Raw genomic sequence first — 15,361 nt, forward strand, 5'->3', positions numbered from 1 at the left:
CCATGGCTCCGGTTTTTTATCGCCTGGCATTCGCTTACTTGTTAACGAACTCTTCGCCCAGGGTGATATCTTTCTTCAGCGTATCAAGCATGCCTTCCATCGCCTGTTGTTCAAACGCGCTCAGCTTGCCGATTGACTGACGTTCTTCAACGCCGTTTTTACCCAGCAGCAGTGGCTGTGAGAAGAAGCGGGCGTGCTCGCCGTCACCTTCCACATACGCACATTCCACTACGCCTTTCTCGCCTTGCAGCGCGCGAACCAGAGACAGACCAAAACGTGCAGCCGCCTGGCCCATAGACAGGGTTGCAGAACCGCCACCCGCCTTCGCTTCCACCACTTCGGTGCCCGCGTTCTGGATGCGTTTGGTCAGGTCAGCCACTTCCTGCTCGGAGAAGCTCACGCCTGGGATCTGGGACAGCAGTGGCAGGATTGTCACGCCAGAGTGACCACCGATAACCGGCACTTCGATGTCGGAAGGCTGTTTGCCTTTCAGTTCAGCCACGAAGGTATTGGAACGGATGATGTCCAGCGTGGTCACGCCAAACAGTTTGTTCTTATCGTAAACGCCGGCTTTTTTCAGCACTTCTGCTGCGATAGCAACCGTAGTGTTGACCGGGTTAGTGATGATACCGATACAGGCTTTCGGGCAGGTTTCTGCGATCTGCTGGACCAGGTTCTTCACGATACCGGCGTTGACGTTGAACAGATCGGAACGGTCCATACCAGGCTTACGTGCAACACCCGCGGAGATCAGCACGACGTCTGCGCCTTCGAGCGCCGGACGTGCGTTTTCACCGGAGAAGCCTTTGATTTTCACAGCTGTTGGGATGTGGCTCAGGTCAACCGCCACACCTGGGGTTACCGGAGCAATATCATACAGAGAGAGTTCTGAGCCTGAAGGCAGTTGGGTTTTCAGTAGTAGGGCAAGCGCCTGGCCGATACCACCAGCAGCGCCGAGGACTGCAACTTTCATCCTAAACTCCTTATTATGGTTAACTTTAATATCTGTTACTCCGTTGCGGCGACATTAATTCAGCAGGTAAATAATTACAATTTTCGTAGCTAAAGAATTTGAGGTCACGCGTCTTTCACCTTTGCCAGAATGCTTCCAGCAAACTGCGGCAACGAAGTAGCCAATCAAGACGGTGGTTACAATACACCCTCACTCGCCAGCAAAACAACATCATTTTGATAACATTTAGTTTACTTTTAAGGTTATTTACGCGCCGTGATGTAGGCATGTTTTCTGATAACGAAATTTGATAAAATCACTCCCTTTCATAACATTATTTCAGCCTGGTTCAGGGCAGAATATTTGCATAAAAATTCATCCACATGCATAATAATGTTGTTTCTATCGTCATATTCCGGGTGACTTATGCGAAGCTCGTCAAAACAAGAAGAATTAGTGAAAGCGTTTAAAGCGCTGCTCAAAGAAGAGAAATTCAGTTCTCAGGGAGAGATTGTTCTGGCTTTACAGGAACAAGGTTTCGAGAACATTAATCAGTCGAAAGTCTCCCGTATGCTCACCAAGTTTGGCGCGGTGCGTACTCGCAACGCCAAAATGGAAATGGTTTACTGCCTGCCCGCCGAACTGGGTGTGCCGACCACCTCCAGCCCGCTGAAGAACCTGGTGCTGGATATTGATTACAACGACGCGGTGGTCGTGATCCACACAAGCCCGGGTGCGGCGCAGTTAATCGCCCGCCTGCTCGATTCACTGGGTAAAGCGGAAGGGATCCTCGGCACCATCGCGGGGGATGACACCATCTTTACTACGCCAGCGAACGGTTTTTCCGTTAAAGATCTCTACGAAGCTATCCTGATGCTGTTCGAACAGGAGCTGTAATCCCCTTCCCTGCTGCTCAGGCAGCGGGGAATGTTCTGCCCCCCGCCTTGTTTACGTCCCCATTCTGTTGTGCTTACTTTTGCAAATAGTGCTTTTACCTGCCTCTTTTCATTCATCCAGCGAATGATCTATCAACAGATCGCACAAAAAATCAAAGTTCGTTATGCCTATGATTTACTTATATATCGACTATCTTTGTGACCAAAAAACGGTCAATTCTATGCAATTTAGTTATAAAAACGTGACCAGTTAACACGTAATTACCCATGAAACAATTAGCGTGGTATTAATATTTAGCGTGATTAGTGTATACTTGATTTTGTGATGAGGGTCACGAAACGAAAGACCCCAATAAATTCGACGAGGTAAACAATCATGAAAATCAAAACAACTGTAGCGGCTCTGAGCGTCCTGTCTGTCCTGTCATTCGGTGCATTTGCTGCCGACTCTATCAACGCTGATCAGGCACAATCTCGCCAGGCCATCGGCACCGTATCTGTAGGTGCAATCGGTACGTCTCCGATGGACATGCACGAAATGCTGAATAAGAAAGCCGAAGAGCAGGGTGCGTCTTCTTATCGCATCATCGAAGCGCGTTCTGGTGACCACTGGCACGCAACGGCTGAGCTGTACAAATAAGTTTTATCAATAGTAAGTAGTAACGACATTATCGACTCAACGGCACCAGGCATAAAAATAGCGGTATAACCCTTCTCGCCGTCGAGGAAACACATTCAGGAGTACGACTATGAACACCAAATTAATCATCGCAACCCTAGGCTTAGCTTCCGTTCTCTCTTTCGGTGCCAGCGCAGCTGTGCATCAGGTGAATGCTGAGCAAGCGCAAAATCTGCAATCAATGGGTAGTGTATCCGTATCTTCCGTCGCGGGTTCTCCGATGGATATCCGCCAGGAGCTGGCGGCTAAAGCTGAAAAAGCAGGCGCAAGCAGCTATCGTGTCACCGAGCTAAATCAGGGTGACCACTGGCATGCAACGGCTGAGCTGTACAAATAAACCCTCGTCGTATCTCATCATACGACTTGCCCCTGACGCTTTGTCAGGGGCTTTTTTATGTCTGAAATCAGTGACGAACGTTAAAGCGTAGTTGCCCTTCCAGCTCCTCTTCCGCCTCGTCAAACAGCAGAACCAGTGCGCCAAAGCGTCGGCGTAGCTTATCCGGCAGGTGGATAAACTCCAGCTCCAGCGGCATGGGTAAGACATCGCCAATCACCACGTCCCACAGCGAATCCAGATCCGTTACCTTTGCCTGTTCTAATCCAAATGTGCGACAAAATTCGCGGTAAAAGTCTTCCTGACTGTCGATTTCATCAAAATCAAACGTATAGATATTCATTGCCCGCCACCCCGTCCAGAAAGGCGGCCTGCGCCGCCCTGACGATAATTATAATCCCCCGATATGCAGGGTTTTAACTTCCAGAAACTCTTCCAGCCCAAGAACCGATCCTTCCCGACCCAGTCCCGACTCTTTCACACCGCCGAATGGGCCGAGCTCGGTCGAGACCGCACATTCGTTAATGCCAATCATGCCGCTCTCAATCGCCTGCGATACGCGGAAAACGCGCGAAAGATTTTGCGTATAGAAGTAAGCCGCCAGGCCAAACGGCGTGTTGTTCGCACGCTGGATCACCTCTTCTTCTGAGGTAAAGCGGAAACAGGCGGCAACCGGGCCAAAGGTCTCTTCCTCAGCCAGTTTCATCCCTTCATGACACTCGCCCAACACGGTTGGCTGCCAGAAATTACCGCCGAGCGAATGCGCTTTACCGCCTGCCAGCACCGTTGCACCTTTTGCGACCGCATCCTCAACGTGTTCGCGCACTTTATTCACCGCATTAGGTTCAATCAGTGGCCCCACCACCACGCCCTCTTCCAGGCCGTTCCCCACTTTCAGAGCGTTTACCGCATCAGCGAGTTTGGTCACAAAGGCGTCGTAGACGGATTCCTGAATATAGAACCGGTTCACGCTGACACACACCTGCCCGGCGTTACGGAATTTATTGGCAATCGCCCCTTTCACGGCGGCTTCAATATCAGCATCGTCAAAGACGATATACGGCGCATTACCGCCCAGCTCCATGGAGACTTTTTTCATGGTTTCTGCGGCATTACGCACCAGCGTTTTGCCCACGGCAGTCGAACCGGTAAACGAGATTTTCCGCACCTCGTGGCTGGCCATGATGGCATCGCTGATCTCGTGGGTGTTCCCGGCGACGGCGTTGAGCACGCCATCAGGGACACCGGCTTTTTTCGCCAGCGTCAGCAGCGCAAAAGCGCTGAGCGGTGTGTTGTTAGCGGGTTTAATGACGCCGGTGCAGCCTGCGGCCAACGCCGGGCCGAGTTTGCGGGTCAGCATCGCCATCGGGAAATTCCACGGCGTGATCGCCGCCACCACGCCGATGGGTTCGCGGGTGGCCAGAATGCGTGAGCCGGGTTTGATGGGGGGGATGATTTCGCCGTTAGCGCGTTTCGCCTGCTCGGCAAACCACTGGATAAAGCTGGCGGCGTACTCGACTTCACCTTCCGCCTCTTTTAGCGGTTTACCTTGTTCGGTGGTCATCAGCCGTCCAAGCCAGCTTTTGTTCTCAATGATCAGTTCGTACCAGCGGTACAGGATCGCCGAACGCTCTTTCGCCGTTTTCGCTCGCCACGCCGGGAAGGCGCGACTGGCTGCCGCGATAGCCTCTTCGGTCTCTTTTTTACCTGCTTTTGCGACTTTCGCGACGACATCGCCCGTGGCCGGGTTGAGCACATCAAAAGTGGTATCCAGCGTTTTCCATATGCCGTCTACCAGATATCCGGTTTGAAAAAGCGCATTGTCCTGGAGTGCCTGGGTGGTCATGTGTCCTCCTGATCTGGGTTTAAGAGCCTGCCAGAATAAGTATAGCCACAAAAAAACCGACGCTTTTGGCGTCGGTTTTTACGGTGTGTTTGTCGGCTGTGCAGAGCCAACTAGCTGTCGGTAAGTGTATTCTGATAACGATGCAGCACATCCGTCAGTCGCTGTACCGGTTCCGTCACTTGCCGCGGTGCTTCCCATAGCCGTAGTTTCTCCTGGTAGATGTTTAGCTCTTCCAGTAACTGGCCAAAGTAGCGGCGGCGCTTATCGTCCGACGAGGCCGAAATCACATGATCCGCCGTGCGACGCAGCTGGCGGTGAAATGCCGACAGATCATCGTTGATCGGAATCGGTGCATTGCGCAGACGCTGGTGCGCGATGATCATCGTCAGCGCCAGGCGGAACTTGGCAATATCGCCAGGGAATTTCGTCAGCAATAAAAACAGCTGCTGATACAGGGCCGGCAGATGGTTCTCTTTGCGACGCGCGGTGTTGGTGGTCATCGCAGATACCGCCGCCGAGACAAACTGGTTCAGCAGCACACGTCCGGTACGCGCATGGGAGTTATCACGCACCAGCAGGATGACCATCATCGCCAGGAAACACCCCACCAGCTGGCCTAACGCGCTGTCGAGGAACTGGCTGAAGTGGAAGGTCATCGGGTTATCCAGCACCAGAATGTTGATCGTACTGGCGAGTGCGCCCAAAGATCCGAGACGACGCTTCTGCACTTCAATCCCGATAAAGAACGCCAGCACCGCAAGACTGATACACAGCAGCAGCATACTTTGCTGGGTGGAGGGCAGCACCACGAGGAAATAGAACGCCCCGATGGGGAGCGCCGCTAGCGCGCCATACAGAAAATCGACCGCCACCATACGTGGATTTGGCAGACGCATCGCCAGCGAAGTCACCACTGCAATCATTACCATCGCGCTCGCACCCGACGTCCAGCCCGTCCACAGCCAGAAGAGCGTGCCGAGCACACACGCGATAGTCGTACGCCAGAAGTTCACCATCGCATGGTGGCGCTCTGCCGACTCGGCTTTGATGACCACTTCGCTTCGTAGAATCTCCTCTTCAATAGCGCTGATTTTGGTATTACTGATCACGCCGCGTTTGAGGAGCAGATAGCGCGTCGCCGCACCTACCCAACTGTAAATGGTGACAGGCGTGTCGCGCTCACCGGTCCAGACAATGACTCGTCGCATTCTCTTCAGCTGTTTGCGCACATCCTGCACCGTTTCGACGGGTTCTGCGAACAGCTCACGGAAGGTATCCGTGACCGCCTCGGGACGGGTATTTTGAATCAGGTAGGTTTCGCAGGCCTGGGTGATCAGCGTCAGGGAGACCGTGTTGATCGCTTTAAGGCGTCGGTTAGCGCGCGCCCAGCGGGAGGATTCCATATTCAGGTTGCTGCGCATTCCTTCCAGCGCCGTGCTGCGACGCACTAGCGCGCTCCAGGCGTTGTCCACCTCTTCACTGTCGCCGTGTTTAATACACAGCTGCATCAGTTGATATTGGGCAACAATCAGCGCATCCAGCTCGCGATCGACTTCCTGCTTGATGGAGCGCGGCGAGAAAAGCAGATCGGCAACGATCGCACAGACAATCCCAATGACAATCTCACTGCAACGCTCAAGAGCAAACTGCGGCGCAAGCAGGGGTTCACTCTGAATGGTGATCACAATGATCAGCGCGGTATAACCGGATAAGCCCCAGGCGTAGGAGTTCTCCACCTTCACCAGCGAGGAAACCCAGGTACAAAAACCCGCCCAGATACAGCACACCATCAGCATCATTAGCGGAGAGCGAATCATGGTGATAATGATCGTCAGTGCCGCGATACAGCCGATAAACGTTCCGGCGATACGCAGCATCCCGCGATAACGGATGGCACCCGAGTAAGGTTCGCCGCCCGCCGCGAAGGCCGGGCCCGCAGCAACAATCGCCGCTGTCAGTACCGCCCAACGCGGAGTTTCCAGTTGGAAGTGAAAACCGACAAACAGCGCCAGCACGATGGCGCACGCCAGCTTAATGGCGAAGCGAACGTGCTGGGTGGCGATGGTGAAAATACCCATCACAATTAACCAATCTCACGCAGACGATGCGCGATTTTACGGAACAGGGAGTCGTTGTTGCCGTTACGGTCTTTCTCACCGGTGATCACCACCGTCGCCGTGGTGCCGGCCGGCCACAGGTTACCCTGCTCGTCATCGAGACGAATACGCACCGGCACACGTTGCGCTAGACGAACCCACTCAAGGTTAGAATCAACCGTTGCCATCCCTTTGGTATCGCGGGTGGCACTGGAGTTGGTGACGCCTGCGGCTACGCTGTCGACCGTGCCTTTAAGCACGCGGTTGCTGCCCAGCGGCGTGATTTCGGCGCGATAGCCTGGACGTACCCCTTCCAGTTTGGTCTCTTCCATGTAGGCGAGAATATAGAAAGAGTGCTGTTTCACCAGCGCCACGGCGGTGGAGCCGCGAGTGATAAATTCACCGGTATAGACGTTGAGGTTGGTCACCCAGCCGTCAGACGGCGCACGGATCACCGTACGTTCCAGATCCAGTTTCGCCAGGTCGCGCGTCGCTTCGGCTTTTGCCTGCTGATGCAGAACGGTTTGCAATACGTTGTTAGACTGGTCAATCTCTTCACGAGACATGGCCTGTACGCCCAGCTGGTTACGTCGTCCGGCTTCACGGCGTTTTTCCGTGGCCAGCGCCCGATAGTAGGCGACGTCTGCTTCAGCCTCTTCGAGGGCTTTCTGGTAGCGAGGCTGATCGATGGTGAAAAGCACCTGATCTTTTTTCACCAGTTCGTTATCACGCACGTTAACCGCGGTAATAAGCCCGGCGACGTCAGGGGCAATGGCCACCACATCCGCGCTGAAACGCGCGTCACGCGTCCAGGGTGACTCGGTGTAAAACACCCAGGCGCGGAAAATTGCGATGAACGCCAGGACCACCAGCGCTACGGTGATGGCGGTACGGGAGATATTTCTTGTTAGTGTTTTCACATCTACCTCAGACAAACATGCGCGATACAAGCCAGAACAGGCAGCAATACAGCGCGGTATTAAACAGTGCAGGGTGCCAGACAAAATCGTAGATGCCGGTCGGAACCAGCACCTTGCGCACCAGCCAGAAAATCGCCAGTGATAAAATTAGTTCGAAGAAAATCGGTGGGAACGATAAACCGAATACCACGATAACGGGAAACAGACTCATGTTGACCTTGATTTGAACGCGTGCAGGCGACAGTTTTTGTTTAGCTCACACCATCGCAGAAGGGCAAGAAAAGCCGGGCGGGAATGGTGAAGCTGTTATGTCAGTAATAATATATTAACGTAACTGTTATGCTGTTATCTATAATATGTGATCTAAATCACTTTTAAGCCAGAGTGAACAATGGAACGTTTAAAGCGCATGTCTGTGTTTGCCAAAGTCGTCGAATTTGGCTCCTTTACCGCCGCTGCCCGACAGCTTCAGATGAGTGTTTCATCCATCAGCCAGACGGTGTCGAAACTGGAAGATGAGCTTCAGGTCAAGCTGCTCAACCGCAGCACCCGCAGCATTGGGCTGACGGAGGCGGGAAAAATCTATTACCAGGGCTGTCGTCGGATGTTGCACGAAGTCCAGGACGTGCACGAGCAACTCTATGCCTTCAATAACACCCCCATCGGCACGCTGCGGATCGGGTGTTCTTCAACTATGGCACAAAATGTCCTCGCCAGTATGACGGCGGAAATGCTCAAAGAGTATCCAGGTTTGGCGGTAAATTTGGTCACCGGCATCCCTGCGCCAGACCTGATCGCCGACGGTCTGGACGTCGTGATCCGCGTCGGTGCGCTGCAGGATTCCAGCCTCTTCTCCCGTCGCCTGGGCAGTATGCCGATGGTCGTCTGCGCCTCTAAAAACTATCTGGCGCAGTTTGGCGTGCCGGAAAAACCAGCCGATTTGAGCAATCACTCCTGGCTGGAGTACAGCGTGCGTCCGGACAACGAGTTTGAGCTGATTGCCCCGGAAGGGCTGTCGACCAAACTGCTGCCGCAGGGGCGGTTCGTGACGAACGATCCTATGACCATCTCCCGCTGGCTGGTCGCCGGGGCAGGCATCGCCTACGTGCCGTTGATGTGGGTGATCAATGAGATCAACAGCGGTGAGCTGGAGATCCTCTTCCCGCGCTACCAGTCCGATCCCCGTCCGGTGTATGCCCTCTATACGGAAAAGGACAAACTGCCGCTCAAGGTCCAGGTCTGTATTAACTATCTGACGGACTATTTTGTGGAAGTGGCGGAGCTTTATCAGGGAATGCGGGGCAGAAGAAAAGAGTAAGCCGCCCCGTAAATGCAGAGAGGTCAAATGATTATTGGAATTTGGCCCCTGCCCTCCTGTCAGAGATAAATACCCCCCCAGTCCGTTCCGGCGCAATTAAGATATTCCACTGAGTTCTATTAATAATGGCGAATTGACATATTTGCCTTGTGACCTTTATCGTACTCATTGTCTGAAACCTGTTCTATGCAAATATCAGACGGTTATAGAGTTGTTAAATAAATACTTCATAAAAATAACGTTTCTCAGGATTTTGTTTAAACAAGGAATAAATATGAATCTATTCGAACAAACACCGCCTTCACGCAGGCGCTACGGACTCGCCGCGTTCATTGGGCTGATCGCCGGGATTGTCTCCGCCTTTGTCAAATGGGGCGCCGAAGTTCCTCTTCCTCCGCGCAGTCCAACCGATTTATTCAGCGCCGCATGCGGGCCAGAGCAATTAATCAGAGCCGCCAGCCAAATTGATTGCTCACGTAATTTCCTGAATCCACCCTATGTATTTCTCCGCGACTGGCTGGGCGTCGTCGACCCTAACGCTGCGGTTTATACATTTGCCGGACATATATTCAACTGGGTTGGCGTGACACATATTATTTTCTCAATCGTGTTCGCCGTAGGCTATTGCGTTGTTGCGGAAGTCTTTCCGAAAATAAAGCTCTGGCAGGGTTTATTCGCCGGGGCATTAGCGCAGCTATTTGTTCATATGATTTCGTTCCCGCTGATGGGGCTGACACCGCCACTGTTTGATCTTCCGTGGTACGAGCACGTTTCCGAGATAGTGGGTCACCTGATCTGGTTCTGGTCGATTGAAATTATCCGTCGTGATTTACGTAACCGCATCACTCGCGAGCCCGATCCTGAGGTGCCGCTAAACAGCGCGCGATAAGCGTCGCAAAAAAAATGGCGCGCCTTTTCAGACGCGCCATTTTTTCAATAAGACTTCAGGTCAGGCGGTACCGCCGACGGTCAGATTATCCACTTTCAGCGTCGGCTGACCGACGCCTACCGGCAGGCTCTGGCCTTCTTTACCGCAGACGCCCACGCCTTTATCCAGCTTCAGATCGTTACCCACCATCGAAATCTGCTGCATCGCCTCGATACCGGAGCCTATCAGCGTAGCGCCTTTCACCGCTTTGGTGACTTTGCCTTTTTCAATCAGATAGGCTTCGGACGTCGAGAAGACAAACTTGCCGGAGGTGATATCCACCTGGCCACCGCCGAAGTTTGGCGCGAAGATCCCGTAATCCACGGATTCGATGATCTCCTGCGGCGTCGATTTGCCTGCGAGCATATAGGTGTTGGTCATACGCGGCATCGGCAGATGTGCGTAGGATTCGCGACGCCCGTTCCCGGTTGGCGCAACGCCCATCAGACGCGCGTTGAGTTTGTCCTGCATGTAGCCTTTCAGAATGCCGTTTTCGATCAGCACGTTGTACTGCCCCGGCGTCCCTTCATCATCGATAGAGATTGACCCACGACGATCGGTCATGGTGCCATCATCCACAACGGTACACAGTTCCGAGGCCACCAGCTCGCCCATCTGACCGCTGAATACGGAGGTGCCGCGACGGTTGAAATCGCCTTCCAGGCCGTGACCGACCGCTTCGTGCAGCAGCACGCCAGGCCAGCCTGCGCCCAGTACCACCGGCAGCGTACCGGCTGGGGCCGCTACCGCATTGAGATTCACCAGCGCCATGCGTACGGCTTCTTTCGCCCACGCATCTGCGCGAACATCGCCGTCTTCATCGGCCAGGAACCAGTCATAACCAAAACGACCGCCGCCACCGCTGGATCCGCGTTCGCGTTTACCGTCATCTTCCACCTGCACGCTGACAGACAGACGTACCAGCGGGCGCACATCAGCGGCCAGCGTACCGTCGGTAGCAGCCACCAGAATGAGTTCATACACACCGCTCAGGCTGGCTGACACTTCTTGAACGCGTTTATCCGTCGCGCGAGCCACTTTGTCCACGCGGCGCAGGATATCCAGCTTCTCCTCGCGGGTCATGCTTTGCAGCGGATCGATGCTGGTATAGAGCGCAGAATGCTGCACTTCGCCGAGGGTTTTCACACGACCATCGCCCGCTTCACGCACGATAGTGCGCGCTGCCTGGGCGCTCTGCTCCAGCGCAGTCAGGCTAATCTGATCGGCATAGGCAAAGCCGGTTTTCTCACCGCTTACGGCGCGAACACCGACGCCCTGGTCGATGTTGTAAGAGCCATCTTTAATGATGCTGTCTTCTAAAACCCAGGATTCGTGGTAGCTCGACTGGAAATAGAGATCGCCGTAATCGAGGCGACGCTCGGTTAGTTGGGCAAGAATGGAAAACAGGTCCTGATGACTCAGGCCGTTCGCTGCGAGCAAATGTTCACTTACCAGGTTCAGACTCATCGTTTTGCTACTCGTTCGTTGCCGCCCGAGGGCGGTAAAAAAATTCATTATTTATGAGAGTGGGGCAATTACTCGCCCGCGTCAAATCATTGCTGTGCATCTTTGCGCGCCTGACGGAGCACCTCATTAATCTGCGGCTTATCGACCGGGCCGGTAATGCGATAGCGCAGGATTGAGACCTTACTCCACAGCGGCCCCAGCACCTTACTGGCGGCAAACACCGCGGCGCCCACAATCGGGTTGACCACGAATGCGGCAGCGACACCGACGGTCGCCGAGATCTCCGGCGCAACGACCGCTTCCATATCCAGTTCGCGACGCACCAGATTTACCGAGCCTTTCATGGCGATGTCGGCCTCCAGGCCATCCACCAGCGTGTCATCCGTGTGCAGAATGCCGTCTTTGATCCACGCCGTACTGCGAATAGAGTCGTAATAGAACCCTTCGCTGAAGGTATCGCTGAAGTCAAAACGCAGTTTGCGCAGCAGCGCGTCAAAGCTCAGTAAACGTAAAAGCTGCCCGGCGTGGCCAGTGCTGACGTCGGCGATTTCGCCTTTGCCCAGATTGGTTTTAAGGATGCCGTTCAGCGTAGCTTCGTCCGGTTTCCACGGCTCGGCGCGCCAGTGCAGATCGTAATTAACATCGAAGGAAGAGCCGCGCAGCGGTGTGCTGACGCCAAAGAAATTCGCCGCCGCATCCAGCTTGTTGCCCTTGATTCTACCTTTCAGGGAGGTGCGCTGTTCGCCCGCGCCATTCACCCACTCTCCGTCCGCCGTCAGACGCCCAAAGCCGGTGTCAATCAGGCCGCCCGCGAGGCTCAGGGTGTTGCCCTTCACGGCAAAATCACCGTCGATGCGGCCATATTTCTGACCCCACAGCCAGCACTCCGCGCAGCGCAGTTGTAAATCCGGCCAGCCGCTGAAATCCACTTTTGAAACCTCGGCTAACGGCGAAGCCGCTCCCGTTTGCCCTTTCGTGGCCGTCGTCGGGTTGTAGTAAAGATAACGAATCGCCGCCTGCCATGGCGCGTTGTCACGCATCGTCAGCGTGGCGTTAATCTCACGGCCCTGCGCTTCCACCGTCGACCCGTTGAGGGTTGGCTCAGAGACAATGCTGAGGTTATTCCACTGCTGTCCGCCCAGCGTCAGCGACGGCGTACGGACGGTCACGCGCTGCGGGAACTGGGCAGCTTCATCCACATTTTGCCCAACACCCTTGTTAAACATCGCCAGCCACTCGGCGCCGTCCATCGCGGGCAGGTTCAGCTCAACGCCTGGCTGCTCAGGGAGTGGCGGAATGGTGCGGCTGTCCGTGGTCCAGATGGCCCGGTCGAGGGTCAGTTTGCGACTGAGCAACCAGCGGCTGTTAAAGTGATTTGTACCATTCGCATTACCAGTGAGAGCGAAGTTGTTTAGATCGCCCTGCACATTGATGTTCATCGGCAGTGGCTGACCGGCTTTCTTATCCAGCGGTGCAGGTAAGTGACTGCTTACATTCTTCAGATCGCCGGTCACGTCGACTTTATAGTGCGCACTTCCACGATAAGGCAGGTCGATGGCCACTTTACCGTTCCAGGCAACCGTTCCGTCGATAGATTCGGCCACCGGCTTTGGCAGCACGTCCATCCGCGCGGGCTGCCAGTTAGCATCCATATTGACGGCGACCTGATAGGCTTTTTCACCTTCGGTGGTGCTGAAATCCACGTTAATCGGTTGATTAAACCAGTTGGCTTTCAGCGGCCCGCTTTTCAGATTGCCATTCACAAAGCTGAATTTGCCGCTCAGGTTCTTGAGCGTACTATCTAGCGGCTTGATGAACAGGCTGTTGTTGTTCAGCACCACATCGCCTTCGGCGGTGGTCATCTCGCCATCGAGCGGGATGTCGAGATGCAAACGGGCATTCACATCGCCATCGATTTGCAGCTCTTGCAGCGCAGCGCCCAGCGAATCATCCAGCGGTGTCTCTTCGAAATAAGGCCCGACGGCTTTGCCCGGCCCGTTAATGTCCGCGTCGATCAGCAGCTTCTCTTTCGAGTAATCCGGAATCACCGCTCTCAAATTACTGGCGGTTACGCCGCCCAGCGCGACGCTGTCAGATTTCATCCACAGCCCGTCGTTCAGGAAATTCAGTTCGATATTGAGGTTTTTCAGCGCTGGCCAGTCGGGCTGGAAGGCGAAAGTCGCATTGCGCAGCGGCACCAGAACCTGGAACTGGCCTTCGTTGTGTTTGTACGGGAACAGGTGCGGATTGCCGCCATAAACCAGCGTGGCATTATCGGCCTGACCGCCCTGAATCGCGCCGCTCAGGTAGTCCACCAGCGCTTTTCCCATCAGGTTTTCCGGGAAATAGCGCCAGGCCTGGCCGCCATCGTCAGTGCTGATACCGGCCAGAATCCCCAGCCATGGCTCATCACCTTCCGGCTGCAGATAGCGGAAATTACCGCGCGCGTGAACGCCGGTGGCTTTTACGTCGATATCACGGCCATCAAGCTGAAAACCTTTCTCGTTATTCAGCCAGTTAAGAATGGCAGTGCCTTTTTCAATTTCCAGCGGCGCACGGAAAACCGTTTCGTATGGCATTTTGGCGTCATTCATTTCCGCCGTCAGTCTGCCGTTTTCGACGCTGCCCTCAAGCTTTCCGCCAAAGTGTTCGGCACCGGGCAGCAGCTTCCACTGCTTCCAGGAGAGCGCTTTCCACGAGGCCTGGAAACGGGTTTTTTCTGTGGCCTGCAGAGGGATATCCAGCGCCAGGGTGTCGATCTGGCCGCTCGGCTGTGTGGCTTCCCAGACTTCGCCGAGCGCAGTTGATATGCGGTTCGCGATAGGCCGTAAACCGTCGAGACTTGCCAGATCGAGGTTGCTGGCGCGGATACGCAGCTCATCGCTGCGCTTGTTGTTCACGCCGCCCACTTCCTGCTCAGGCACCCACGCCATCGTTAATGCGCCGCGCGGCCAGGCTTTGCCGTCCATAGTGATACGGGTATCGGGAATGGAGAATTGCCAGCTGTCGCCCTGACGGGTGACGTGTGCCGTCAGGTTATCGACTGACATATCATGGGATTGCGTATCCCCTTTCCACGCCGCGCCGCCCTGCTTCAGCCACACATCCCCTGCGGAGATATCACCGTCGGCCAGCGTCAGCCAGCCTTCAAGACTAAAGCGCGCCCTTTGCAGCGCCACGTTATCCTGCATCCATTTGCCCAGCCAGGGTTTGACATCCACATCGTCGGCCTGCAGCCAGACTTTGCCTTTGTTCAGCAGGCCGTTGTCGTCGCGCAGATCCATGCGCACCTGCATGATGCCGTGCTGCCCGTTCAGGCTGGAGAGATTCACCTGCCCTTCCGCGCGATGGCGATCTTTGCCGTTAAGCCAGGTGAGCTGCGGAATCGCCAGTTCGGCCCGTTGGCCGGAGAGGGTAATGAAACTGATTTCACTGTCGCGCAGATCGAAATGATCGAACTGGCGCAGAAAAAGATCGCTGAAGCGGTTGGTCTCGATGCCTTTGCTGTTATCGCCCTGGTTTAGAGGCGTGTTGGTCAGAAACTGAAGCTGCCAGAAGGTGAGATCGCGAAACTGCCAGCGCATGTGCAGCAAACTTTGCCAGACATCCAGCGCCAGCGTCACGCGTTTGATTTTGAGATGACCGCCGTCTTTCAGGCTCGCGTTGATATCGCGGACATCCAGCGTTGGGCCGAAATTTTGCCAGCTGGCACTCAGCTGGCTGACGTCAACGGGAATGCCGGTGGCGCTTTCGATCTTTGCCAGCACCTGCGGGCGCCAGCTGTCGAGATGCGGTAACACGAGGCGCAGCCCGCTCACGAGCAACGCGACAATGACGACAAGCGTTGCCCCTGTAAGCAGTAAAATTCCTGGCAATCGCCTCACGCATCTCTCCTTGTCAGCCGTTCTCTTGCAGCATTGCTGCC

At 54.8% G+C, this 15,361-nt stretch carries 13 protein-coding genes; 5 read left to right on the plus strand and 8 right to left on the minus strand.

From position 1 onward, the window contains the following. Nucleotides 1-34 precede the first annotated feature (34 nt). Entirely contained in the window at nucleotides 35-973 is a 939-nt protein-coding gene (gene mdh, locus ABIE11_RS18940) for a malate dehydrogenase (protein WP_100778699.1), read from the minus strand. 405 nt (nucleotides 974-1,378) lie between these two features. Between mdh and argR the strand changes: the two genes are divergently transcribed. From argR to yhcN (ABIE11_RS18955), 3 genes are all read left to right on the plus strand, one after another. Beyond that, a complete protein-coding gene (gene argR, locus ABIE11_RS18945; protein ID WP_100778698.1) occupies nucleotides 1,379-1,849 on the plus strand; it encodes a transcriptional regulator ArgR in 471 nt (156 codons plus the stop codon). A 375-nt stretch (nucleotides 1,850-2,224) separates the two neighbouring features. After that, nucleotides 2,225-2,488: a peroxide/acid stress response protein YhcN gene (gene yhcN, locus ABIE11_RS18950; RefSeq protein ID WP_047347671.1), complete on the plus strand. Its 264-nt coding sequence runs from the start codon at nucleotides 2,225-2,227 to the stop codon at nucleotides 2,486-2,488. A gap of 109 nt (nucleotides 2,489-2,597) precedes the next feature. Further along, nucleotides 2,598-2,864, plus strand: coding sequence for a peroxide/acid stress response protein YhcN (yhcN, locus tag ABIE11_RS18955; RefSeq protein WP_100778697.1), 267 nt, complete (start codon nucleotides 2,598-2,600; stop codon nucleotides 2,862-2,864). A 67-nt stretch (nucleotides 2,865-2,931) separates the two neighbouring features. On the opposite strand, the gene ABIE11_RS18960 is transcribed toward yhcN (ABIE11_RS18955), so the two are convergent. The 5 genes from ABIE11_RS18960 to aaeX form a co-directional block, all read right to left on the minus strand. Further along, nucleotides 2,932-3,204 carry a barstar family protein gene (locus ABIE11_RS18960; RefSeq protein ID WP_100778696.1) on the minus strand — a complete coding sequence of 91 codons (273 nt, stop codon included), beginning with the start codon at nucleotides 3,202-3,204 and terminating at the stop codon, nucleotides 2,932-2,934. Nucleotides 3,205-3,252: 48 nt separating this feature from the next. Then, nucleotides 3,253-4,707 carry an NAD-dependent succinate-semialdehyde dehydrogenase gene (locus ABIE11_RS18965; protein ID WP_100778695.1) on the minus strand — a complete coding sequence of 485 codons (1,455 nt, stop codon included), beginning with the start codon at nucleotides 4,705-4,707 and terminating at the stop codon, nucleotides 3,253-3,255. A gap of 110 nt (nucleotides 4,708-4,817) precedes the next feature. Then, nucleotides 4,818-6,785, minus strand: coding sequence for a p-hydroxybenzoic acid efflux pump subunit AaeB (gene aaeB / locus ABIE11_RS18970; protein WP_420171754.1), 1,968 nt, complete (start codon nucleotides 6,783-6,785; stop codon nucleotides 4,818-4,820). A 5-nt stretch (nucleotides 6,786-6,790) separates the two neighbouring features. Continuing rightward, nucleotides 6,791-7,723 carry a p-hydroxybenzoic acid efflux pump subunit AaeA gene (gene aaeA / locus ABIE11_RS18975; protein WP_102105514.1) on the minus strand — a complete coding sequence of 311 codons (933 nt, stop codon included), beginning with the start codon at nucleotides 7,721-7,723 and terminating at the stop codon, nucleotides 6,791-6,793. Nucleotides 7,724-7,730: 7 nt separating this feature from the next. Beyond that, nucleotides 7,731-7,934: a p-hydroxybenzoic acid efflux pump operon protein AaeX gene (aaeX, locus tag ABIE11_RS18980; RefSeq protein WP_102105515.1), complete on the minus strand. Its 204-nt coding sequence runs from the start codon at nucleotides 7,932-7,934 to the stop codon at nucleotides 7,731-7,733. A 180-nt stretch (nucleotides 7,935-8,114) separates the two neighbouring features. Between aaeX and aaeR the strand changes: the two genes are divergently transcribed. Continuing rightward, on the plus strand, nucleotides 8,115-9,041 hold the full coding sequence (gene aaeR, locus ABIE11_RS18985) for an HTH-type transcriptional activator AaeR (RefSeq protein ID WP_095283622.1): 927 nt from the start codon (nucleotides 8,115-8,117) through the stop codon (nucleotides 9,039-9,041). A gap of 274 nt (nucleotides 9,042-9,315) precedes the next feature. Next, nucleotides 9,316-9,930 (plus strand): YagU family protein, encoded by a 615-nt coding sequence (locus ABIE11_RS18990; RefSeq protein WP_102105516.1) that lies wholly within the window; start codon nucleotides 9,316-9,318, stop codon nucleotides 9,928-9,930. Nucleotides 9,931-9,990: 60 nt separating this feature from the next. Here ABIE11_RS18990 and tldD read toward each other — a convergent pair whose 3' ends face one another. Beyond that, on the minus strand, nucleotides 9,991-11,436 hold the full coding sequence (tldD, locus tag ABIE11_RS18995; protein ID WP_100778690.1) for a metalloprotease TldD: 1,446 nt from the start codon (nucleotides 11,434-11,436) through the stop codon (nucleotides 9,991-9,993). A gap of 86 nt (nucleotides 11,437-11,522) precedes the next feature. Further along, complete coding sequence (gene yhdP / locus ABIE11_RS19000) at nucleotides 11,523-15,320, minus strand: AsmA2 domain-containing protein YhdP (protein ID WP_429185130.1); 3,798 nt, start codon at nucleotides 15,318-15,320, stop codon at nucleotides 11,523-11,525. Nucleotides 15,321-15,361 lie beyond the last annotated feature (41 nt).

This window comes from Lelliottia sp. 489, assembly GCF_050435885.1.
Lineage (GTDB): Bacteria > Pseudomonadota > Gammaproteobacteria > Enterobacterales > Enterobacteriaceae > Enterobacter > Enterobacter nimipressuralis.